The 23,847-nt window shown below is 34.4% G+C and carries 20 protein-coding genes, 2 tRNA genes and 2 pseudogenes; 18 read left to right on the top strand and 6 right to left on the bottom strand.

Annotated features, from left to right (window positions below):
- The first annotated feature begins 67 nt into the window (after nt 1–67).
- The 6 genes from recR to ACGH4F_RS02470 all read left to right on the top strand — a co-directional run bounded on the left by recR (nt 68) and on the right by ACGH4F_RS02470 (nt 4,185).
- Nucleotides 68–673 carry a recombination mediator RecR gene (gene recR / locus ACGH4F_RS02495; protein WP_267352290.1) on the top strand — a complete coding sequence of 202 codons (606 nt, stop codon included), beginning with the start codon at nt 68–70 and terminating at the stop codon, nt 671–673.
- A 123-nt stretch (nt 674–796) separates the two neighbouring features.
- The gene (locus ACGH4F_RS02490) at nt 797–1,615 is read left to right on the top strand and encodes a pyridoxal phosphatase (protein WP_411589873.1); all 819 of its coding nucleotides are present in this window, start codon (nt 797–799) and stop codon (nt 1,613–1,615) included.
- A 13-nt stretch (nt 1,616–1,628) separates the two neighbouring features.
- A complete protein-coding gene (gene truC, locus ACGH4F_RS02485; RefSeq protein WP_267359855.1) occupies nt 1,629–2,342 on the top strand; it encodes a tRNA pseudouridine(65) synthase TruC in 714 nt (237 codons plus the stop codon).
- A gap of 321 nt (nt 2,343–2,663) precedes the next feature.
- On the top strand, nt 2,664–3,074 hold the full coding sequence (locus tag ACGH4F_RS02480; RefSeq protein WP_267378808.1) for a DUF4878 domain-containing protein: 411 nt from the start codon (nt 2,664–2,666) through the stop codon (nt 3,072–3,074).
- A gap of 91 nt (nt 3,075–3,165) precedes the next feature.
- On the top strand, nt 3,166–3,774 hold the full coding sequence (locus ACGH4F_RS02475; RefSeq protein ID WP_267378805.1) for a YiiX/YebB-like N1pC/P60 family cysteine hydrolase: 609 nt from the start codon (nt 3,166–3,168) through the stop codon (nt 3,772–3,774).
- Nucleotides 3,775–4,111: 337 nt separating this feature from the next.
- A tRNA-Cys gene (locus tag ACGH4F_RS02470) sits at nt 4,112–4,185 on the top strand.
- Between the two features lie 68 nt (nt 4,186–4,253).
- On the opposite strand, the pseudogene ACGH4F_RS02465 reads toward ACGH4F_RS02470, so the two are convergent.
- A pseudogene (locus ACGH4F_RS02465) lies at nt 4,254–4,400 on the bottom strand (hypothetical protein); the annotation flags it as partial.
- Between the two features lie 309 nt (nt 4,401–4,709).
- Between ACGH4F_RS02465 and ACGH4F_RS02460 the strand changes: the two are divergent.
- From ACGH4F_RS02460 to yegQ, 4 genes are all read left to right on the top strand, one after another.
- Nucleotides 4,710–5,576, top strand: a complete 867-nt coding sequence (locus ACGH4F_RS02460) for a hypothetical protein (protein WP_411589871.1) — start codon at nt 4,710–4,712, stop codon at nt 5,574–5,576.
- 6 nt (nt 5,577–5,582) lie between these two features.
- Nucleotides 5,583–6,140, top strand: coding sequence for a hypothetical protein (locus ACGH4F_RS02455; protein ID WP_411589870.1), 558 nt, complete (start codon nt 5,583–5,585; stop codon nt 6,138–6,140).
- Between the two features lie 343 nt (nt 6,141–6,483).
- On the top strand, nt 6,484–6,675 hold the full coding sequence (locus tag ACGH4F_RS02450) for a thermostable hemolysin delta-VPH (protein WP_065557694.1): 192 nt from the start codon (nt 6,484–6,486) through the stop codon (nt 6,673–6,675).
- A gap of 275 nt (nt 6,676–6,950) precedes the next feature.
- Nucleotides 6,951–8,294 carry a tRNA 5-hydroxyuridine modification protein YegQ gene (gene yegQ, locus ACGH4F_RS02445; RefSeq protein WP_411589868.1) on the top strand — a complete coding sequence of 448 codons (1,344 nt, stop codon included), beginning with the start codon at nt 6,951–6,953 and terminating at the stop codon, nt 8,292–8,294.
- A 48-nt stretch (nt 8,295–8,342) separates the two neighbouring features.
- Here the strand turns inward: yegQ and proA are convergent, their stop codons facing one another.
- The 4 genes from proA to gpt all read right to left on the bottom strand — a co-directional run bounded on the left by proA (nt 8,343) and on the right by gpt (nt 12,736).
- Entirely contained in the window at nt 8,343–9,596 is a 1,254-nt protein-coding gene (proA, locus tag ACGH4F_RS02440; RefSeq protein WP_411589867.1) for a glutamate-5-semialdehyde dehydrogenase, read from the bottom strand.
- A 182-nt stretch (nt 9,597–9,778) separates the two neighbouring features.
- Nucleotides 9,779–10,891, bottom strand: a complete 1,113-nt coding sequence (gene proB, locus ACGH4F_RS02435) for a glutamate 5-kinase (RefSeq protein WP_411589865.1) — start codon at nt 10,889–10,891, stop codon at nt 9,779–9,781.
- A 24-nt stretch (nt 10,892–10,915) separates the two neighbouring features.
- Nucleotides 10,916–12,172 carry an esterase FrsA gene (frsA, locus tag ACGH4F_RS02430; RefSeq protein ID WP_411589864.1) on the bottom strand — a complete coding sequence of 419 codons (1,257 nt, stop codon included), beginning with the start codon at nt 12,170–12,172 and terminating at the stop codon, nt 10,916–10,918.
- Nucleotides 12,173–12,202: 30 nt separating this feature from the next.
- The gene (gene gpt, locus ACGH4F_RS02425; protein ID WP_220217131.1) at nt 12,203–12,736 is read right to left on the bottom strand and encodes a xanthine phosphoribosyltransferase; all 534 of its coding nucleotides are present in this window, start codon (nt 12,734–12,736) and stop codon (nt 12,203–12,205) included.
- Between the two features lie 150 nt (nt 12,737–12,886).
- On the opposite strand from gpt, the gene ACGH4F_RS02420 reads away from it, so the two are divergent.
- From ACGH4F_RS02420 to serC, 6 genes and pseudogenes are all read left to right on the top strand, one after another.
- Nucleotides 12,887–14,350 carry an aminoacyl-histidine dipeptidase gene (locus tag ACGH4F_RS02420; protein ID WP_411589862.1) on the top strand — a complete coding sequence of 488 codons (1,464 nt, stop codon included), beginning with the start codon at nt 12,887–12,889 and terminating at the stop codon, nt 14,348–14,350.
- A 182-nt stretch (nt 14,351–14,532) separates the two neighbouring features.
- On the top strand, nt 14,533–15,543 hold the full coding sequence (gene argC / locus ACGH4F_RS02415) for an N-acetyl-gamma-glutamyl-phosphate reductase (RefSeq protein ID WP_411589861.1): 1,011 nt from the start codon (nt 14,533–14,535) through the stop codon (nt 15,541–15,543).
- Between the two features lie 71 nt (nt 15,544–15,614).
- Nucleotides 15,615–16,394: an acetylglutamate kinase gene (gene argB / locus ACGH4F_RS02410; protein ID WP_411589859.1), complete on the top strand. Its 780-nt coding sequence runs from the start codon at nt 15,615–15,617 to the stop codon at nt 16,392–16,394.
- 122 nt (nt 16,395–16,516) lie between these two features.
- Nucleotides 16,517–17,734 (top strand): annotated as a pseudogene (locus ACGH4F_RS02405) (argininosuccinate synthase); the annotation flags it as partial.
- A gap of 291 nt (nt 17,735–18,025) precedes the next feature.
- Nucleotides 18,026–19,402 carry an argininosuccinate lyase gene (gene argH, locus ACGH4F_RS02400; protein WP_411589857.1) on the top strand — a complete coding sequence of 459 codons (1,377 nt, stop codon included), beginning with the start codon at nt 18,026–18,028 and terminating at the stop codon, nt 19,400–19,402.
- Between the two features lie 199 nt (nt 19,403–19,601).
- On the top strand, nt 19,602–20,687 hold the full coding sequence (gene serC / locus ACGH4F_RS02395) for a 3-phosphoserine/phosphohydroxythreonine transaminase (RefSeq protein ID WP_411589856.1): 1,086 nt from the start codon (nt 19,602–19,604) through the stop codon (nt 20,685–20,687).
- A gap of 53 nt (nt 20,688–20,740) precedes the next feature.
- Here the strand turns inward: serC and ACGH4F_RS02390 are convergent, their stop codons facing one another.
- Nucleotides 20,741–21,100 (bottom strand): DUF4156 domain-containing protein, encoded by a 360-nt coding sequence (locus tag ACGH4F_RS02390; protein WP_065557704.1) that lies wholly within the window; start codon nt 21,098–21,100, stop codon nt 20,741–20,743.
- A 221-nt stretch (nt 21,101–21,321) separates the two neighbouring features.
- Between ACGH4F_RS02390 and ACGH4F_RS02385 the strand changes: the two genes are divergently transcribed.
- Together ACGH4F_RS02385 and ACGH4F_RS02380 are read left to right on the top strand one after the other, a co-directional pair.
- Nucleotides 21,322–21,398, top strand: a tRNA-Ile gene (locus tag ACGH4F_RS02385).
- Between the two features lie 886 nt (nt 21,399–22,284).
- Entirely contained in the window at nt 22,285–23,826 is a 1,542-nt protein-coding gene (locus tag ACGH4F_RS02380) for a phage tail tube protein (RefSeq protein ID WP_411589855.1), read from the top strand.
- Nucleotides 23,827–23,847: the final 21 nt, after the last annotated feature.

Raw genomic sequence — 23,847 nt, 5'->3', positions numbered from 1 at the left:
TTTATCAAAGCTTGAAAAGAGGTATTATTAACGCTAAATGTATTTATTGTGATAACTAAACGAATTTATGCAAATTAGCCCATTATTAGAATCACTCATGGAAGCATTACGTTGCTTACCTGGCGTTGGTCCCAAATCTGCACAACGGATGGCTTTCCATTTATTACAGCGTAATCGACAAGGCGGTATTAAATTGGCTCACGTACTTCATGAAGCGATGATTAATATCGGTCATTGCCAAGAGTGCCGAACTTTTACTGAACAATCCATTTGTACCATTTGTGCCAATGCTCGTCGTCAAAGTAGCGGTCAACTCTGTGTTGTTGAAACCCCAGCAGATATCGTTGCTATTGAACAAACCGGTCAATACAGTGGTCGTTATTTTGTATTGTTAGGTCATCTTTCTCCTTTAGATGGTATTGGTCCAACTGATATTGGTCTTGATCTATTAAAGCACAAACTATCTTCAGAAACGATCAGTGAGGTTATTTTAGCGACGAACCCAACAGTTGAAGGGGATGCAACCGCCAACTATATTGCTCAAATGTGTGCAGAGTTTGATGTAACGGCAACCCGTATCGCTCATGGCGTGCCAGTTGGTGGAGAACTTGAAATGGTAGACGGTACAACGTTATCGCACTCGTTTGTTGGTCGTCAAAAAATTGAATGGTAAATCGGTTGTAGATTAAGCATCAGTATTTTCTAATTAGTTACCAAATCATTCGTTAAATTAGCCAAAATCGAATGATGTAAAAGGGTGTAGGAATAGTTATTTGAAGATAGAAAGAGGAATAAAATGAAGTATAAAGCCGTTGCCTTTGATATGGATGGTACTTTACTTGCCAGTAATCGTCTAATTTTACCTGAGACAGTTGCGATGATTGAAAAAATCAGTGCCCAAGGCGTTAAAGTTATTTTAGTTTCTGGTCGTCACCATTCTGTTATTTATCCGTATTATTATCAACTTAAATTATCAACACCTGCTATTTGTTGTAATGGATCTTACCTGTATGATTTTGAAAAACAGCAATCATTTGCCGGTAAACCCATGACAAAAGAGCAAGCAAAAACATTGCTTAATTTGGTCAATCAATATGGTATTCATACGCTTATTTACACTGACAAAATGATGACTTATGAAGTGCTCGATGATCATTTAGAAGGTTTTTTTAAATGGGTAAATTCGTTGCCTTCATTTTTACAACCTGAGATTAAAAAAGTAGATAGCTTTGATAAGGTAATTGACGAAGCAGGAGCGGTTTACAAATTTGCCACAAGTAGTCATGATCTGCCTGCATTACGACAATTTTCGGATGCTGTTGAAGCACTTAATCAATTTTCATGCGAATGGTCTTGGTCGAATCGCGCTGATGTCGCCGTGAAGGGAAATACTAAAGGAAATGGATTAATGCATTGGGCTAAACACGAAAATATCGATCTTAGTGAAATCGTCGCATTTGGTGATAGCTATAATGATATTTCAATGTTGACGTTGGCGGGGCTGGGTATTGCGATGGGCAACGCAGATGAAGAGGTGAAAGCCAAAGCCGACCATGTTATTGGTGACAATAACAGTACCAGTATTGCGAGTGAACTTGAAAAACTGTTTTTATAGTATTTGTTAAATAATGTTCGAAATTCTTTATCAAGATGATGCTTTAATTGCGATTAACAAGCCATCCGGTTGGCTTGTGCATCGCAGTTGGTTAGATAAACATGAAACAACGGTCGTCATGCAAACTTTGCGAGATCAGATTGGGCAACATGTGTTTCCTATTCATCGCTTAGATCGTCCTACATCTGGGGTATTATTGTTTGCTTTATCTAGTGAAACCGCTCGTTTAATGTCACAACAGTTTGCAACTAAACAGATTGAAAAAACGTATCATGCAATTGTTCGGGGTTATGTTGAAGGTGAGGCGATAATTGATTATCCTTTAGTTGAAGAGCTGGATAAAATTGCCGATAAGTTCTCGACACCGAATAAACCCGCACAAGATGCAATTACTTTTTATCGGGGTATCAGTAAGATCGAAGTACCGATTAAAGTTGGTAAATTTGATACAGCAAGATTTAGTTTTGTGGAATTAAAACCCCAAACCGGTCGAAAACATCAATTACGCCGCCACATGAAACATATATTTCATCCTATTTTAGGTGATAGTAAACATGGCGATCTTCATCAAAATCGAGCTTTTACTGCTTACTTTGGTATTAAAAGACTAATGTTACATGCAAGTTCGCTTAATATTATTCACCCACTAACGCAGTGTCCAATCACGATTAAAGCTGATTTAGATAATAACTGGCTATCTATTTTGAAAAATTTTGAATTGATTTAATCAATTTGTTTCATATTTTTTTAAATAATTTGGTGTTATTTCAGTGCAACTTGCTTCAATTTCTATCAATAATACAAATGAACAGGGTCATTAAGTCCATTTAAAAAACGGAGTAAATAAAGTATTAAAATGTAATTTAATATAACGATTTTGTTTTTGATTACTTAAGAACAATTAATAAAATTTTACTTATTTCTTTTCAATTAAAATATTACATAGTATGATTTTGTACCTTTTCAAGTTTGTAAATCGATTTATGCTACCTTGAAAAGGAATTCGAATAGATTTATGTCGTTAATATTCTGTTAATGGGAAAAAAAAATGAAATTAGTTGTAAAATTTTTGGGTATTTTTATGTTATCGCTTATGGTTTTTGCCTGTACCAATAATGATTCTCCAGAAGCCGTTGGAGAAAAATTTACAAAAGCTGGTTATAGCGTTGATATGGATACCTTTATGGATTTATTGTATATTTCTGATGATATGCAAAAAGATGGTGTTGATGTAAAAATACTATTAAAAAGTAAATTTAAGAGTGTTTTAGATGAATCTGCAAAAATGGCAAAAAACCATGGCGGAATTGATAAAATCGTTAGTTCACCTGCTGAATATAATACCGATAAAACAAAAGCTCAAGTTGAAGTCACTGTTTCATTTAAAGATGGTGCTCAAAAGAAATCTAGTTTAGATTTGATAAAGATTGATGGTAAATGGCTTGTCAATATGAAATAAATCATAAGAATAGTATTTAATAACGAAAATAAAAAAGGGTAAATCAATGGTTACCCTTTTTCAATTATGATTAACTAATTTTTAAATTGTCATGAAATTTTGCCATTATGTCTTTATTGTTATACTGTTTTGTTCTAATTTAGTGACAAAAACGGTATCAGCTGATTCTTTAGATGCTCAATCTAACTTTATTCCACTTATAAAAGTAGGGGATTGGATTTTTCGCAAAGGTGTTCAAATTGATAGCTTGGTTATTAATCAATTAGGCGGGGGTGATTTTTCTCATATTGGTTTTATTATTGCAACTGAGCCAGAAGTTAGAGTAATTCATGCAACAACGGGCGATAATGAAAATCTACCAAATCAAGTTATTATTTCAACAATTGATGAATTTACTACGCCTTCACTTGCACAGAAGTATGCGATAGCAAGACCCCATTTTTTATCTGATCAACAACAACAATTGATAGTTGCAGAACTATTAACTAAACAAGGTGCTCCATTTGTACTAGCTAGTCGTGATGAAGATCATTTATATTGCACTACATTGCTTTATGACGCCATTGTCAAAATTTATCCGGAGTTTAATTTAGAATGGAAGTATGCTAACTTTCCTTTATTCAATGGCATTTACTTATTTCCGAGTGCCTTCGCAGACTATGAGGGTATCACATGGATCTATCACTATTCTGAAAATTAATCAGATAGACAAAGCTTGTAATAACCGTTCTGATAAATCATGGTTATTAGCTTTATTAATTTAAGTACTGACATCAGTCGTTATCAACCACCATTTTAGTTAATCTGTAAGAAGGTAAATACCATTTTAAAACGTAATAGACTAGGTGATTTTTGCTGATTACTAAATTTTATTTTTTAAATTTATGTCTATTATGTGTTGAAATTTGGATGAATAATTATCGAAAAGGGCAGTGAGATTAAATAACTTTTGTGACTGCTGTAATTATAAACTATTTATTCTTGACGTATAAACATGCCAATGCTAATATTTGCCACCTATTCAGTTAGACCTCAACGGCGCGTTGGCAGAGTGGCCATGCTGCGGATTGCAAATCCGTCTACCTCAGTTCGATTCTGGGACGCGCCTCCATTAAAATATAAAATAAATCAATAAATTAAAAAAATAATCGCTCAAAATTTAAACCACTTAGAATATACTTAGAATATACAGTTAAATAAATCTTCTTTCTGAGGTGGGTTTAGCGTCGGTGTAACTTTGACTTTTCTGTCATATGTATTAACTTGCGCTTCAGTTTTGTGACCACTAAATAGTTGCTTATCTTTGGTCGCACCTTCGTAGTCTGAAAATAAAACAAATTCAGGGTAATGATAATAAATTCGTTACTCAACAATGTAATTAAGCCGACAAAAGTCGGTTTTTTTATGCCCATTCCAGCAATCAGCATTAACAAACATCGAAATACTCCATTGTTAAAGATTTAACTACTAACACAAAATTGGTTATAAATAAATATAATTTTCTATAAATTTAATATATAAAATAGTTAAAATATAAACTATACTGTTAAATATATTTTGTATTGTTAATAAAATGAAATTAAGAAAATGTATTCAATTTCTCCATATTTATTCCGTAGTTATAATAAAAACATTATGGGCCCTAAAGGAAATCATTATTCGCCTCTTAATAATATTGCTGGATGTGATTTATTTGAACTTTTGAAAGATTTTTTTAAAAAAAATCAAGATTACCATGATAAATCTGATTCAAAGCAAGTGTATCGATTTGAAAATTTGTTCTTTGATGATGAACAAAGATTTATATCAATATGGTTTTCTGTGGGTGTTTATGGAATCAAAACAGATATTATTGATATAAAAACAGGTAAAGTTGATTTCGAAAAAGCTCAAGAAAATGCTGAAATTATAAAATATTTTATGTATTTTTTTATACCAAAAAACTTTGATGAGGCTATTGTATTAACATCTAATTACCGAAGTTCTGGTGTGAAAACCTTATTTTATTCTTTATTTTCTAAGTATTTTAACAGTATGACTAATCAAAGTTTACAAATGAATCCTTTATCATATGACAAAGCCTTTAATTCTTGGTTGGATGCCAGAACAACTGAAATTAGATGTGTTAAATTTGAAGGTTGCAAAGATATCACAGACCAATTAACGCTGTTGGGACATGAAGAGCAAGAGTTGGTTATCAAACCAAAGAAAAATAAATCTTTGGGGAAGCTGAGAGATTTCATCGGTAAAGGCGATAAGTTAAAAGTGATTGAAGTGCTAGCTGAAAATTCGGGGGTAATAAAAAGCGTTGTTGAATTGGGTGGTAAAAAAAGAACATTTAGAATTGGCAAAAAAGCAACCAATGTTATGTGCGAAATTGAGTTAGATGATGATGTTGAAATAGTTGGCGGAGTTCCTGTATTTGAATCAATGCAAAAGTGGTGTATAAGAATCTCAAAGGAGTACGCTCAACACATGTATCCTGGGTTGTCTATAGGTTGATAAATTATGAATTCCAAAATAAATATAGGCTCTTTAATTAAGGGGCACATTAAAACACTTTATAATGCCAGTACAAAAAAGCTGGATTTTAGTGATATCGTGACTTTTTTTGTTCTACCAGCGCTAGTTGCTATATTAGGTAGTTTTTGGGGTATATTTTTAAGCATTGATATTATTTCGTTGCTCGTTAATTTCGGCTCGATATTCACGGCCTTACTATTAAGCGTTCTGGTCTTGGTTTATGATCAGGTTGGTAAGGTTAATGAAAAATTAAATGATGATAAAAATAAGAACGATTCAATGTTGAAATTGAAATCAAGCTTACTCCAAGATTTATATTTTAATATCAGCTATTCAATGATTGTTTCATTATTTTTGATTATGTTATGCCTAGTATATTCAATGGGTAGTAAATTTATATTAGACATTCCTTGGACTGAAATTGAATTGAGTATAAATCGTTTGTTGTTTTTGCCATTAATAATTTTTGTAACCATTAATTTACTATTAACTATTTTAATGATCATTAAAAGACTTCATTCCTTGCTAATATCAAAAAATTAATATTCAAAAATTTCACATTTATAAGCTCCGTGTTCGGGGCTTTTTTTATACCCAGTTTTTGGCAATCGGCACATTTTGTTTGTTTCATAATTTTTTAATTAATGTCGGTTGCCGTTTTTATTGGGAGGGTTGGCAGAGTTGGTTTAATGCACCGGTTTGCTAATCCGTCTACCTCAGTTCGATTCTGGGACGCGCCTCCATTAAATTTCTAATCAACTCATATTCTAAATTTCAAACTTAATCTTACGCTATTTTCATTAATTTTTGTTTAAACTGATTGCTATATTGCTCAAAAAAGAGTACAAATAATAGTCAAATATAGGTATTCTTGATTTGACTAACTATGAGCTACTTTAATTATCATGCAAAAGCAAAAAAATTAATCAAAGATGGTTTTCTTCTGGGCTATGAGTTTGTGGATAATTGGAATGGAATTAAACCCGCTTTGGTGCTGTATTTTGTGAACGAAAAGCCTATGCCAATCAGAGAGTATCGTTGGGAAGAGTATTTCCCTCTTATTAATAAAGAAATCTAAAAGATGAATAGAAAACCATTTATTTACTAGTTTACGATATATGGTATATTCTTATCGTTGTTCCATTCATTAAAGAATTAGTTATTTGAACAATTTGATTTGAATTTAATCATCATTTTTGATGAAAATCGTATTAAATCCTATCAAGTTAGGATTTGTTAAGTTCATCTTTAAATAAATTTGCCAAGCTCTAGCCTAAAGCGTAAAATGCCCACCTATTTTGCTTAACCTATTACTGCTGAGTAATACTGACTTGAAATCAGAGGCATTTTTTAATGACAAATTTATACCCAAAACCTGAGTTACTTTCGCCTGCCGGTTCTCTTAAAAATATGCGTTATGCGTTTGCTTATGGTGCAGATGCGGTTTACGCCGGTCAACCTCGTTATAGTTTGCGTGTTCGCAATAATGAATTTAATCATGAAAATTTAGCTATCGGCATTAACGAAGCCCACGCACAGGGCAAAAAGTTTTATGTGGTGGTGAATATTGCACCTCATAATTCGAAACTTAAAACGTTTATTCGTGATCTTGAACCTATTGTCAATATGAAACCCGATGCCTTCATTATGTCTGATCCGGGTTTAATTATGCTTGTTCGTGAGCATTTTCCGGAAATGGAAATTCATTTATCGGTACAATCCAATGCTGTTAACTGGGCAACCGTTAAATTTTGGCATCAAATGGGATTAACACGTGTTGTGTTGTCTCGAGAGCTGTCTCTTGATGAGATTGCCGAAATACGTGAAAAAGTTCCTGAGATGGAATTAGAAGTGTTTATCCATGGTGCACTTTGTATGGCATATTCTGGGCGTTGTCTGTTGTCTGGTTATATTAATAAACGTGATTCTAACCAAGGCACTTGTACTAACGCATGCCGTTGGGAATACAAAGTTGCTGAAGGAAAAGAAGATGAAGTAGGTCAGATTGTACATAAATATGAGCCCATACCGGTACAACAAGTTGAACCTACACTTGGCATTGGTCAAACAACAAATAAAGTATTTATGTTAGAAGAATCTGGTCGACCGGGTGAATACATGCAAGCATTCGAAGATGAGCATGGTACTTATATCATGAATTCTAAAGATTTAAGAGCAGTAGAACTAGTAGAAGATTTGACTAAAATAGGTGTCCACTCATTGAAAATTGAGGGGCGTACCAAGTCCTTTTATTACTGTGCAAGAACGGCACAAGTGTATCGTCAAGCGATAGATGCTGCAAGCGAAGGTAAGCCATTTGATCCTCGTTTGTTGGCTGAACTTGATTCTTTAGCGCATCGCGGTTATACCGAAGGCTTTTTGCGTCGTCATAAGCATGAAGATATGCAAAATTATGTTCACAGTCATTCTGTATCCGACAGACAACAGTTTGTGGGTGAATTTAGTGGTGAACGTTTAAATGGTTTAGCGGAAGTTATTGTTAAGAATAAGTTTTCTGTAGGTGATAGTGTTGAAATGATGACACCAAAAGGTAACATGACTTTTACTATTGAACGTATGGAGAATAAAAAAGGACAACCCGTGCCAGCGGGATTAGGTGATGGACATATTGTTTATATTCCAATCCCAGAAGAAATCGACTTAGATTATGCATTATTAATGCGTAATTTTGACTAAATATTGAAGTATCAACTGTCAGGTGTTACTGAACAGTTGATACAGATTTTATTGACGAATTAAATCATCCCCAATACCTATCCATTTATAGGTTGTTAGTGCTTCAAGTCCCATAGGGCCTCTGGCATGTAATTTTTGAGTACTTACAGCCACTTCAGCGCCTAAGCCAAATTGTCCACCGTCGGTAAAACGTGTCGAGGCGTTGACATATACCGCTGCTGCATCGACTTGATTAACAAATTGTTCAGCATTAGTTAGGTTACGGGTTAAGATTGATTCTGAATGACCACTTCCATATTCTCGTATATGTTCTATTGCATTTTCGAGGGTATCGACGATAACAACATTAAGGTCTTTTGATAGCCATTCTTGACGTAACTCTTCATCTTTTATCGGATACACATTAGCTTTATTTGAGTTTAACATTTCAATTGTGCGCTTATCTGCATGTAAGGTAACCTCATTATCCGTCATTATTTGACTTAATATCGGCATAAACATTGGTGCAATTTTATGATGAACTAATAATGTTTCCAGCGTATTACAAGTACTAGGCCGCTGTGTTTTGGCATTAATAATAATGGCTAAAGCTTTATCAAAATCAGCACTTTCATCAACAAAAATATGACAAACACCAATTCCACCTGTAATGAAAGGTATAGTAGATTGTTCACGGCATAACTGATGGAGTGCCATGCCACCTCTTGGAATAATCATATCAATATACTTGTCGAGTTTAAGTAATTCGTTAATATATTTTCGGTCAGGATTGTCAATATATTGTATGGCGGTTTGTGGTAATCCAACTTGTGATAAGGCTTGTTGGATAATAGAAATAATCGCCATATTAGTCTTGAGCGTTTCTTTGCCACCTCTAAGTATCGCAGCATTACCTGTTTTTAAGCAAAGCGAGGTGATATCAATGGTTACATTTGGACGAGCTTCATAAATAACACCAATTACACCTAATGGCACTCTGTGACGTTGTAACTTTAAACCACTGTCTAACGTTGACCCATCAATAATTTCACCTATAGGATCCTTCAATGAGATAACTTTACGAACATCATTGGCAATCGATGATAATCGCTCAGGGGTTAGCAGTAGACGATCAATAATGGCATCACTTAAGCCTTGTTCTTTTGCTAATTTTATATCGTGCGCATTAGCTGTTAGAATCAGGGTACTTTGTGCTTCTAATAAATCGGCAATGACCGTAAGTACTTTATTTTTCGTAGCAGTAGGGCATTGTGCTAATTGGTATGCAGCTTGTTTTGCTGCTTTTCCGATTTGGTTTAACATGATGAGACCTTTATAGATTTTTTAATTCTTAATATTGGTTAAGCGCATAATATACGTTTAAAGCATTATGCTGATTTTCTACTTTATTATTGGTATTTATGAATTTAAATCAATTGATTTTATCTTAATTATTAAGCCTAATAATTATTAGTGTATTGTATTTAAATAAGATTGCTAATAAATTATGCTTTAATAATCATATCATTTCGGTGAACGGCAACTGAACCATATTCATAGCCAATAATTTGGCTAATTTCCAATGAGTGATGTCCTGCTATCTGTTGTAGTGCATCGCTATTATAACGACTGACTCCTCGGGCAATGGATTTGCCTGATTTATCGCATATATCAACCACTTCACCACGTGAAAAGGTTTGTGCAACTTTTATAATTCCTTTTGGTAAAAGGGAGCTTCCATTATTTAAAATTGCATTAACTGCACCATCATCCAATATAAGTTTTCCTGCTATCGGTGCACCAAATATCCAATGTTTGCGATGTTCTAATGGTGTTTTTTGAGCAAGAAAACGAGTGCCGACCGATTTATTATTCATGATATCGATAATTACATTGGGTCTGTTTCCTGCCGCTATAACAACTTCGATACCGGCACTTCCTGCGACTTCGGCAGCTTGTATTTTTGTGCTCATTCCACCGGTACCTAACCCTGAAACACTATCGCCTGCGATACTACGCAAATGATCGTCGATCTGTTCGATTTCTGAAATTAATTTAGCGTTTTTATCTGATCTAGGATCGGCAGTATATAAACCTTCGATATCAGTTAATAAAATAAGTTTATCGGCTTCTGCTAAAATAGCGGCAAGTGCAGATAAATTATCATTATCGCCAACTTTAATTTCCGCTGTTGCTACCGCATCATTTTCATTGATAACGGGTACAATTTGGTTATCCAACATTGCTTTTAACACATCTTGAGCATTTAGGAATCTTTCACGATCTTCTAAATCTGCACGTGTTAATAGCATTTGACCAATGTAAATTTTATAAATAGAAAAAAGTTGTTCCCAAAGTTGGATGAGTTTACTTTGACCTACAGAAGCAAGTAATTGTTTTGATGCAACCGTATTAGGTAGGTTAGGGTAGTTTAAATACTCTCGTCCGGCAGCAATCGCACCTGACGTTACAATAATAACTTTATGACCTTCTTGATGTAAGATTGCACATTGTCGTATTAATTCTACTATCCGTGCACGATCTAGCTGTTTTGTCCCACTTGTTAATACGCTTGTACCCAATTTAACCACGACAACTTGCTGTTTTATGTTAGTCATAACAATACTCATTTTATACTGGTATTACAAAATAGACTTCATCCATGTTACTGATTGTGTTAATGCTTGATGTAAACTTTTTTGTAATGGAGTTTTTGGAATAGTGATAATTTTATTTTGCTTGGCTGAATGAATAAGTTTTGCTTCAGTTAAGGTACTAAGCACATCATTTTCGAAAATAATATTCATCACAGGAACAGGGCAAGCTCGAGTTAAAAGACCCTGATTTTTCAGTGAGAAATAATTTAATTCGGCGGCTAATTGTTGGTTGGATATTAGCGGTAATCCCAAACGGCTAGCTAGCATATCTTTGTAGCTATTAGGTAGATTCTTTTGTAGTTCTTTATCAGTGAAAATTTGATGAACAAAAGGTGTAAAATTAAATAATCCTTTAATTTTATTTGGCATCAAATAGGTTAATCGTGTTGCAATATGCGAACCAAAACGAAAACCTGCCACAATTAAACGATTATTATCCACCCAAGGCACGGTAGAAAGTTGCTCAATAATGGCTTGATGAATCTGACTACTATTTTGAGTTAAAGTGAAGTTACGACTGTATCCAACACTGGGTAAATCCACTGTTAACATCGCAATGCCTTGCGGTGCTAAATATTCACTAAAATATCGATAAAAATCAATTTGCAAATTACCAAGTGCATTACAGATCACAACGACAGGGCATGTACCTTCAGTTTTAGGTAAATGAAGTAGCGTTTTGACATTCCGATCTTCAACTTTGAATTCAAGTTCTTTAATCTTATAAGGGGAATAATTGAGTGCTTTTGTATAAGCTTGATATGCACATGTTTGGGCATACATCGCTAACTCGTCATTTTTAAAATGAGGATAGCTTGCAATACTTGCATATTCACTTGCAATCAAATAATAAGTATTTAGATTTTTTTTATCGTCTTCGCTTAAATTGGTGGGATCGATTGCATCGGCTTTTGCTGACCATTCAGCAGCTTGATTCAAAAATTCGTAAATCCAATTACCAGGTTGATAACCAATAACTGAATCTAACCATTTATCATTGGTGTGTTTTTTAGTTGAAGCAGCAATTCGTGATAAAACTGCTTCAACTTCAAGCTTTGGCAAACCACGCCAAAACCACAAAATGGGATTGATAATTCTATACCATCTTGAATCTAGGTCGCCGTCTAACGGACTAATACTACTACCGTCACTGTAATCAATACGATTAATAAGACCCGAAGTTTCTGGATAATCATATTGCTGTTTAAATATTTGTTCTGATAGATTTTTAGTCGCTGACATAACAGCCAATTATCCCTTATGGTAGATTAATTATTCATGATCACTAATTGGTTTAACAAACATGACACCGGTATCCCAAGGCTGTTCAATCCAAGTATCTTGTTCAATATCTACAACATAATCATCAACAAGAGGTTTACCAGCCGGTTTTGCAAAAATAGTGACAAATCGTGCTTTAGGATACATATCACGAATGGTGTGAGCGGTGTTACCGGTATCAACTAAATCATCAACAACAATAAAACCTTCACCATCACCGTTAGCTTGTTTAAGAATCAGTTTTTCACGCTGATGATCATGATCATAGCTTGAAATACAGACAGTATCAACATAACGAATGCTTAATTCTCGAGCAAGAATCGCAGCTGGTACTAAACCACCACGGCTTACTGCAATAATGCCTTTCCATTGATTTGCGGGTAATAAACGTTTTGAAAGTTGACGTCCATAGGCTTGTAACATTTCCCAGGTAACGTTGAATTTTTCTTTTTCAGCGATGATTTCAGCTTTATGCTGTTTTTTAGCTTTAATTTCTTCTTCAGTTAAATTTTGTTCTATTGACATGAGTAACTCGCAATTTTAATCGAATGTGTAAATATAATAAATTAATATTAATGGACTAAAAATAGATGTAAAATTGCACCTTATTATAGAGCGATTACACAAAAAAAACCACTCATTAATTAATTACTCACTTAATATTGAGGATATATTATGCTTTCCACATTAGAGCCAAAATTTACTTGGCAGATTTTTAATGATATTTGTAAAATTCCACATCCTTCACATCATGAACAAATGATAACTAAATATATTGTTGATTTTGCCAATTCTCATCATATTGCTTATCAAATCGATAAAGCAGGGAATATTTTGTTAACAAAACCAGCAACCAAAGGTTTAGAACATTGTCCTTCAATTGCGTTACAAGCCCATATGGATATGGTTCCTCAAAAAAATGAAGGCACAGTACACGATTTTTTGACTGATCCTATTCAAGCTTATGTTGACGGTGAATGGGTCAAAGCTAAAGGAACAACTTTAGGAGCTGATAATGGTGTTGGGCTGGCTTCGGCATTAGCTGTTTTAATTGATCCGACTGTTGAGCATGGGCCGTTAGAAGTGCTTGTTACCACATCAGAAGAGACCGGTATGCACGGGGCATTTGGTCTTCAACCTAATTGGCTTAAAAGCAAATACTTAATTAATACCGATTCTGAAGATGAAGGTGAAATATTTACAGGATGCGCTGGAGGCGTTGATTTTACCACAACGTTCGCAATTACTTATGCTGTTATGCCTGAAAAACATGATTGTTATATGCGTATCTCATTAAAAGGTTTAAAAGGTGGGCATTCTGGGTGTGATATTCATCTTGGGCGAGGTAATGCCATTAAACTTATGGCAAGGTTTTTGGCTGAGTATGCTCAGGATTTTTCATTTCGATTGGCGGATATACAAGGTGGATCATTACGAAATGCAATCCCAAGAGAAGCATTTGCGGAAATTTCATTGAATAAACAAGATTTACCTAAGCTTGAGTCAATCATTCAGCAATACAAATCGACCTTAAAAAACGAATTAGGTAGCGTTGAACCAAATCTTGAAATAAATTTGAGTGATGTTGATGAAACTAAAGTTAGACGTGTATTAACAACCGAGCATCAAAACAAAATCATCAATTGGTTGAACTCAGCACCAAATGGTGTGGTGAGAATGAGTAATCAAATACATGGCGTCGTTGAAACATCTTTAAATTTAGGCATTGTGAATATCAAAGAGAATCAACTCTATGTAAATTTCTTAATCCGTTCACAAGTAGATTCAGCTAAAGATGCGGTTGTTTCGACCTTAATTTCATTGAGTCAATTAGTCAATGCAAATTATGAAATTAGTGGCGGTTATTCTGGTTGGGAACCGAAATTAGATTCTAGTTTGTTGCAACTTGCAAAAGACAAATATCATGAACTTTTTTCGCAAAAAGCAAAAATTATGGTAATACATGCTGGGCTAGAATGTGGTCTATTTAAGCAATCTTATCCTGATATGGATATGATTTCGATTGGGCCAACAATTGTATCTCCTCATTCTCCTGATGAAAAAGTGAATATTCAAAGCGTTCATCGTTATTGGGATCTACTTATTGCAATTTTAAAATCAGCAACACTTTTAAAATAGTATCAATTTAAAAAACCTGCGGATCGTCGTCGGCAGGTTTTTAACTGTCTTAAACATTACTTTAAATCGATAAATGAAATTAAATTCACAAAAAGTGAATAAAAATTCATTTTAGGGCTTGTGTCGGTTTGATAAATAACCTACTATATATTCATTATTTAATAATAAATTATAGGAATGGTATGTTAAAAGCGGTTATTGTTGGAGCGAGTGGTTATGCAGGTGCAAAATTAGCCTATTACTTGACTAAACACCCACATGTTGAACTTGTTGCTTTAACGGTTTCAGAAAATAGTCAAGATGGGGGAAAGCTTATCTCAGACTATAATCTTCATCCTCAATTAAAAGGGGTGGTTGATTTACCTTTGATTGCAACCTCAGATTATTCTTTTTTAATTAATGATATCGATTTGGTATTTTTGGCAACTGAGCATGCTGTTAGTCATGCTATCGCCCCTTATTTTTTAGAGCACGGCTGCACGGTTTTTGATTTGTCGGGTGCTTTTCGTGTTAATTCTTCCTCATTTTATCAAGATTTTTATGGTTTTACTCATCAACATCAACAATGGTTAGACCAAGCGATTTATGGTTTAGCCGAATGGAATTTTAATGCAATTAAACAAGCAAAATTAATTGCCGTTCCCGGTTGTTATCCAACGGCCAGTTTGTTACCTTTAAAGCCATTAATTGAAGAAGATTTAATAGATAAATCGCAATTACCTGTCATCAATGCGGTAAGTGGAGTAAGTGGTGCAGGGCGTAAACCTTCACATAATAATTTATTTTGTGAAGTCAGCTTACATGCCTATGGATTATTTACTCATCGTCATCAACCTGAAATTGCAACACATCTAGGTCAAGAGGTCATTTTTACCCCTCATTTAGGATGTTTTAAACAAGGTATTCACGCAACGATAACCTGCCTTGTAAAAGCCAATGTGTCCTCTAATGATATTCTTTCGGCTTTAAATAAATATTACAGCGATAAGCCTTTAGTTAGAGTGTATCAAAAAGATTGGCCAGCTTTAAAAGCTGTCGTTGGATTACCTTATTGTGATATAGGATTTGTTTTAAAAGGACGACATTTAATTTTAATTTCAGTGGAAGATAACTTATTAAAAGGTGCAGCAGCACAAGCTGTGCAATGTATGAATATTCGATTTGGTTTTGATGAAACAACAGCGTTACTTTGAAAATTGGGATATTTATCGATAAATTAAGATGAATAACGGTTAACGATAATCTAAGTTAATAGGGAATTGAAATGAAACCATTAATTATTAAGCTTGGCGGCGTACTACTCGATAATAAAGATGCACTCAATAAATTGTTTTTAGTTATTCGTAATTATAAACAGAATTTTAACCGTCCTTTAATCATTGTACACGGTGGGGGCAGTGTCGTTGATTCCTTAATGGATAGGTTATCGATCCCCGTTGTTCGTCGTAATGGATTAAGGGTCACGCCGGCAGATCAAATTGATGTGATTGTTGGTAGTCTTGCCGGTAGCGCAAATACCACTTTACTCTCTGAAGCTAAAAAACAGCATATACCAAGTATAGGGCTCTGTTTAGCGGACGGTGATAGCGTCAAAGTTAAGCAGATTTCGGAAGAGCTTGGGTATGTTGGAGAAGCTCAGGTAGGGGATCCAACTTTAGTGAATCTTCTAATAAAAAATGGTTATTTGCCGATCGTAAGTTCAATTGGTATAACAGATGAAGGCCAAATGATGAATGTTAACGCTGATCATGCAGCAGTGGCGTTAGCTAAAACATTAGATGCTGATTTAATTTTGCTTTCTGATGTAGTTGGCGTTTTAGATGAGAATAAACAGCGCATTGAATCATTAACACAATCACAAGCTGATCAACTTATCGCTAATGGGGTGATTACTGATGGCATGATAGTTAAAGTTAATTCTGCATTTGAAGCTGCTGAAGCGTTAGGCAGGGGAATTGATATAGCAAGTTGGAAAGAACCGGATAAACTGATTGAATTATTTAATGGAAAATCCGGTATAACGGGCACAAGAATTATTGCTTAAATAGCGATCAGATATTATATTACATCGGTTATCATTATAGCTGTTTTAAGAAAAAAAGTGATGTAGGTTTCAAGATTTTTTAACTTATTCGTCGATCGTCGTTAATTAAGAAAGGGTATAACATGAAAAAAAGTAGCACAAAAAAGGTCGTTTTAGCCTATTCAGGTGGTTTAGATACATCCGCTATTATTCCTTGGTTAAAAGAAAATTATGGTGGATGTGAAGTTTATGCGTTAGTGGCTAATGTCGGTCAAGATCCAAAAGAATTGAAAGATGTTGAAAAGAAAGCCAAAGCTTCTGGCGCTGTAGCATGTAAAGTGGTCGATTTACGAGAAGAATTTGTTAAAGATTATGTTTACCCAGTCTTAAAAACCGGTGCTTTATACGAAGGAACTTATTATCTTGGTACATCAATGGCACGTCCAATTATTGCTAAAGCACAAGTCGAATATGCGTTAGAAGTTGGCGCTGATACGCTTTGCCATGGTGCGACAGGTAAAGGTAATGATCAAGTCCGTTTTGAAACAACTTATACTGCGCTTGCTCCCCAATTAAAAGTGATAGCACCTTGGCGTGAGTGGGATTTACGCTCACGTGAAGCCTTAATTGACTATTTAAAAGTAAGAAAAATACCAACAACCGCAACGGTCGAAAAAATTTACAGTCGTGATGAAAATGCTTGGCACATCTCAACCGAAGGTGGCGTTCTAGAAAGTACTTGGAATCAAGCAAACGCAGATTGTTGGGCTTGGACGGTTTCTCCTGAAGATGCACCAAATAAACCTGAACTTGTGACTATTGGTATTGAAAAAGGTGAGGTAGTTTCTGTTAATGGTAAAAAACTTTCGCCTTACAACTGTGTTGCCACATTGAATAAAATTGGTGCTAAACATGGAGTAGGTCGGGTCGATATTATTGAAAATCGTTTAGTAGGAATCAAATCACGTGGTTGTTATGAAACACCTGGTGGTACCATTATGATGACCGCTTTGCGAGGGCTTGAGCAGTTGATTTTAGATCGTGATAGTTTCAAATGGCGTGAGCAGTTAGGTCTTGAAATGGCTTATGTTGTTTATGATGGTCGTTGGTTTGCCCCTTATCGTCGCTCTATTCAAGCAGCAGCCGATGTGTTAGCTGAGGATATGACAGGTGAAGTTGTGGTGAAGCTTTATAAAGGCAGTGCTACCGCAGTGCAGAAAAAATCACCGAATAGCTTATATAGCGAAGAGTTTGCTACATTCGGAGAAGATGAGGTTTATGATCACAGCCATGCTGGTGGTTTTATTCGATTATTTTCTTTATCTTCACGCATTAGAGCATTGAATGAAGAAAAGAAAAAACAGCCAGCTAAAAAAGCTAAAGCTGCTTCAAAACCAAGTGATTCACCAAAAAAGGTAAAAACGGAGAGTAAAGCTAAAGCAGCAACCAAAGAAGTAACTAAATCTAAAACAACAAAAAAATCGGAAAAGTAATTTTTTGATATTGATCTAGATAAGTGAGATAAAAGATATATATAGGCTATGTCCTGTATATATCTCTTTTATAGTCTGTTAGCTATTTTATACAAAATAAGAACTATAAATTCAGATTGTTTAGCAATTAAAATTGATTAATAAATATTTGAGGTAGGTATGGCATTATGGGGTGGGCGTTTTAGCCAAGCAGCAGATCAACGTTTTAAACATTTTAATGATTCTTTGCGCTTTGATTATCGTCTTGCTGAGCAAGATATTATTGGATCTATAGCTTGGTCTAAAGCATTGGTCACGGTTAGTGTCTTATCCTATGATGAGCAAAAAAAACTCGTAAAAGCCTTAAATGAATTATTAGTCAGTGTTCAACACAATCCTCATCAAATTTTAGAAAGTGATGCTGAAGATATTCACAGTTGGGTCGAACAAAAATTAATTGAAAAAGTGGGCGATCTTGGTAAAAAATTACACACAGGACGAAGTCGTAATGACCAATCCACTACTGATTTAAAATTATGGTGCAAATCTGAAATTCAACAGTTGATTTCAGCCATTAATCACTTAAGACAATCTTTAGTTAATACGGCTGACAAGCATCAAGAGACTGTGATGCCAGGTTACACCCATTTACAACGAGCACAACCCATTACATTTGCGCATTGGTGCCTTGCTTATTATGAGATGTTAACGCGTGATGTGAGCCGTTTACAAGATACGTTAACACGTTTGGATGTGAGTCCATTAGGTAGTGGGGCACTAGCCGGTACCGCTTATCCAATGGATCGGGAGGAGCTTGCAAGCTGGTTAGGGTTTGCTCAAGCAACAAATAACAGTTTAGACGCTGTTTCTGACCGTGACCATATTCTGGAATTATTAAATAACGCTTCAATTGGTATGGTACATCTATCACGTTTTGCAGAAGATTTGATTATTTTTAATAGCGGTGAAGCTAATTTTGTTGAATTGTCTGATCGTGTTACATCGGGTTCTTCATTGATGCCTCAAAAGAAAAATCCGGATGCTTTAGAGTTAATTCGAGGAAAAGTCGGGCGAGTTGTGGGGGCTTTAACTGGTGCAATGGTCACTTTTAAAGGATTACCGCTAGCTTATAACAAAGATCTACAAGAAGATAAAGAACATCTGTTTGATGCTCTAGATACATGGCTTGAATGCTTAGATATGGCCGCTTTAGTATTGGAAGATATCAAAATTAATAACGATAGATGTCGAGAAGCCGCCAAACAAGGTTATTCAAATGCGACTGAACTGGCAGATTATTTAGTTGCTAAAGGTATACCATTTCGTGAAGCCCATCATATTGTGGGTGAGGCTGTGGTCGGTGCTATCGCTAAACAAAAAGCTTTAGAAGAACTCTCATTAGAAGAACTAAAAGCGTTTAGTTCGGTAATCGACAATGATGTTTACCCAATTTTGTCTTTGGCATCTTGTCTTGCCAAACGTTGTGCAAAAGGGGGCGTATCACCAGACCAAGTAAAAATGGCGATTGAAAATGCTAAACGACAATTAGCAATTTAATTGCTCATCCCACCTGTTTAGCCAGTATTTTGCTGGCTTTTTATATTATCACTGTTTTTATTACTCAATAATCTTATCAAATATACAAAACAAATTTGACGGCGATTATTCAAAAAATCTTGATAAAAATCTGATTGTATATCTTGCCAGACAGTGTAAAAATGTATGTCTATTTTTTGAAGGATTAAAGTGAATTGCAATGAGTAAGAGTTATAACTTTAGTGCAGGTCCGGCTAAAATACCTGCTGATGTTTTACAACAAGCACAGGCTGAATTATTAAATTGGCAAAATACTGGTGCTTCGGTGATGGAATTAAGTCATCGAGGCAAAGAGTTTGATCAATGTGCGATTGAAGCAACCAATGATCTGCGTGATATTTTAAAAGTACCCAATAATTACAAAATTTTATTTTGTCAGGGTGGGGCCCGTGCGCAATTTGCAGCTGTTCCTTTAAATATTTTAGGGAATAAAACCAGTGCTGATTACATCAATAGTGGATATTGGAGTGAATGTGCAGCTAAAGAAGCAAAAAAATATTGCAATGTTATTGAACAAAATATTGTCATTAAAGAAGCAGGAATTACATCGGTTAAACCTATGTCTGATTGGCATTTAAATAGTGATTCGGCATATGTCCATTATTGCCCAAATGAAACCATTGATGGTGTCGAAATATTTGAAGAACCTAATTTTGACGATAAAATTGTAGTGGCTGATTTTTCTTCTTGTATTCTATCTCAACCTATTGATGTTAGCCGTTATGGTATCATTTATGCAGGTGCCCAAAAAAATATAGGTCCTTCAGGAATTACCATTGTTATTATCCGAGAAGATCTTCTTGGTCATGCTAAATCTATTCTGCCTTCCGTTTTAGACTATAAAGTGTTGAACGATTACGATTCTATGTTTAATACTCCGCCAACCTTTGCTTGGTATATGTCAGGTCTAGTTTTTAAATGGATTAAAAAACTTGGCGGATTAGAAGCGATGGCAAAACGCAATCATGCTAAAGCGCAACAACTTTATCAATTTATTGATCAGTCAGACTTTTATCGAAACACTGTGGCTAAAAATAATCGATCCATCATGAATGTAACGTTTTTATCACCCAATGAAGAGTTAGATAAAAAGTTTGTTAGTGAAGCAACGCAAGCCAATATTATTGGTATAAAAGGGCATCGTATTGCCGGTGGAATGCGAGCATCAATTTATAATGCGATGGATATTGAAGGTGTGAATTACTTAATTGAGTTTATGAAACAATTTGAAGCTCAAAATGGATAATTAAAATTTATTTTGTGAATAAAAAAGGGGAGTATTTCCCCTTTTAATCAATCTTAATTACAACGATAAACATCACCAACCATAACCGCATCAGTTGGTGCAACATCTGAGATATATTGTAATGATGCATCTTGAGCATCATATATCACATTTCCCCCCATAGCGGCAGCTTTGTTCATCAAATCAGATGCAGCATCACGTATCAGTTCGCTATGTGTTTTTGTACCAGAAAAAAATGTTCCACGACGTCCTTCTGCTTTACCTAACAGTTGGCAATTAGCCGTTGGTTTAGTATCAACAAACTGAACTTGACGCCCAGCTTGGGTAAGCTCATATTGAGAATTACTACATGCATTTAAAAATAACGCTGTAGACACTGTTAAACTAACTAATAATAATTTTTTGCAAGACATAATATTTCCTCAGCCATTAGAACAACAGAACATTAATTATAACCTAAAACATTGTAACAGGTTAATGGGTTTAAAAATATCAGTTATTAAAATCCAAAGTATCCAATAGATTAAAGATTAAGAAATAAGCAAACCGACTTAATTTATGCATTTAACTATAGCAAAATCGATTTAAGTCTATTATAATCGCAACCCTACTAACTTAGTAGCACATCACTAAAGGCCCCTTAGCTCAGTTGGTCAGAGCAGTCGACTCATAATCGATTGGTCACTGGTTCAAGTCCAGTAGGGGCCACCATCATAAGAATCAAGCAAATTTATAAACGTTCAAAAAAACATTATTTATTAAGTCATCCATATCTAACTGTAAAAGCATCCATCTTTTTTATCAATTCTGATTCGAAAGTTAGAACTTTAAGTTGAATCATTTAAAATTAGTAATGTGAGCTTTATCGGCAATTTATTTTTAGCATAAACAAAAATTGAACTTATGTTTAAAAAATTATTTTATTAATTTAATATATTTATAATCATATAGTTATCTATTTTATTTTAATGGGACATATGTATTTTTAATTAAATAAAACCGATAATTTAGCTTGATTAATTGACACCGTACATTTTTGGTGTATAATTAACCTAAACTAAGATAATTTTATTTAAAGCCCCGCTATAAATAGTGGGGCTTTTTTATTTCTCGAAAACATTAATGGGTTACTAAAATAATAATTTCCCGTTTTTTAGTTGATAGAAATGAAATTGATAGTTTATAAAATATTCCAGATTTATTTTTTATATGATCAATGCCAAATTATTTAAAAAGGAGGTTTTCAAAAAACGTAAACAAATAATTAATTTTATCTTACTCACAGTTTCATCAGTATAAAAAAGATGTTATATCTCTTCTTACAACTTTTTAAGTTAACATAAGTAACGTTTTCAATTTTTAGATTTAAACCTTAAACATCATCTCCATCGTGAGTTTATTCAAACTCTCAACAACTTTCTAATAATACAATCTCAAAAAATTAAATCAGAAATCTCATCAGTATATTAGATGAATTGATAGCCTCAATTCTAACGATTTATTTAGAAATTCTGATAATCAACCACCGCAAAATAGCAATATTTTCAATTGTTATTTTGCAAATACAACTAAAACATTTAATTAATTAGGAAATAATATGAATACAACAAAAACAATTGACAGTAATGTTACAAGTTTATACATCGCAGAAGAAGATGATTTAAAAATACTTCCTAGCAATCCTGTTTGGCATGGTATCGAAGTAAATAGCTATAGTGATTTCGGCGGTTCTACAACCTTACTACAGCGAGAAACGATCAATCCTTCACGACAAAATCAAAAGGGTAAAATTGTTGATATTGATGCTTCAGCAGGTTTTAGCCTTGATATGACTAAAAATATTTTTCCATGGCTAATGCGAGGCTTCATGTTTGCAGAAGCAAGAGAAAAATTTACAACTCAATCACTTAGCGGTAAAACATTACCTATTAAGAGTGTATCAAAAGGTTATAATTTTCCAGATAGTCATAAATTACCGCAAAAATTACTGACAGGCACGATTATTCATGCTTCAGGGTTTAGCAATTTTGCAAACAATGGTTTAAAAATTGTATCTTCTTGCTCTGATAACAATATTTCAACTAACTCAAGTACATCACAAATAGAAGAATTGAATCCGCCAGCTAGCGCAAAAATTTCTGCGGTAGGTTTTAAATTCAGCTCTGGTAGTTGTTCAATGGAAGTTAAAAAAGGAACATTACCTAAATTAGTTTCTACTTCGACTGATTTAACTAAGCTCGGATTAATTGAAGGTGAATGGATTTGGGTTGGTGGTGATGCATCGGACTCTTATTTTCCAAAAAATAGAGGTTGGGCAAGAATAACCGAAATTACTGCGAAAACAATAACTTTTGATGATACCGACTTTGTGCCTGAAAATGATACCGGTGCTAATATTAAATTAGAAATCTATTTTGGAACGGTAATTAAAAATGAAAAAGAACAAAATAAAATTGTTAAAAAAACCTATTGTTTTGAACGAACACTAGGTTCAGTTAATAACGAAATTCAAGCCCAATACGTTAATGGGGCAGTTGCAAATGAATTAACCATTAATATGGGGTCAGCGCAATATGTTACTGCAGATTTGAATTATGTTGGATGTAATTCTTTCACGAAAAAAGGGAAGGATCGAATTATAGGTGAACGTTTAGAATGTGATAAATCATCACCTTTTAACGCAACTTCTAATATTTATCGACAAAAATTAAGTATCAATGATACCAAAAGTTCAACACCAAGTGCTTTATTTGCTTATGTTACTGATTCCAGTTTAGCTATTTCTAATGGTGTTACAGGAGTTAAAGGACTTGGAATTTTAGGAAGCTTTGATGTATCTGTTGGTAATTTTAGTGTAACCGGATCAATTACCGCATACTTTTCTTCGGTTGATGCGATAGAAGCGATTCGAAACAACGCAGATGTTGGCTTTTCGACAATTTTAGCTGCGGAAAATTCAGGGGTCATTTTTGACATTCCTTTATTAGCGTTAAGTGGTGGTATGCCTAATATAGAAAAAGATCAGAAAATTACGATACCACTTGAGAAAACAGGGGCGGAAAACAAACATGGTTACACAATGATGTATCAAACATTTGAATACCTTCCTGATTCTGCAATGCCATATGTTAACGCTTAATTATATTAATCATAATTGCGC

Origin of the sequence: Gilliamella sp. CG35, assembly GCF_046635745.1 — a bacterium.
GTDB classification, from domain to species: Bacteria; Pseudomonadota; Gammaproteobacteria; order Enterobacterales; family Orbaceae; genus Gilliamella; species Gilliamella apicola_I.
This window is presented reverse-complemented; position numbering and strand designations above follow the sequence as displayed.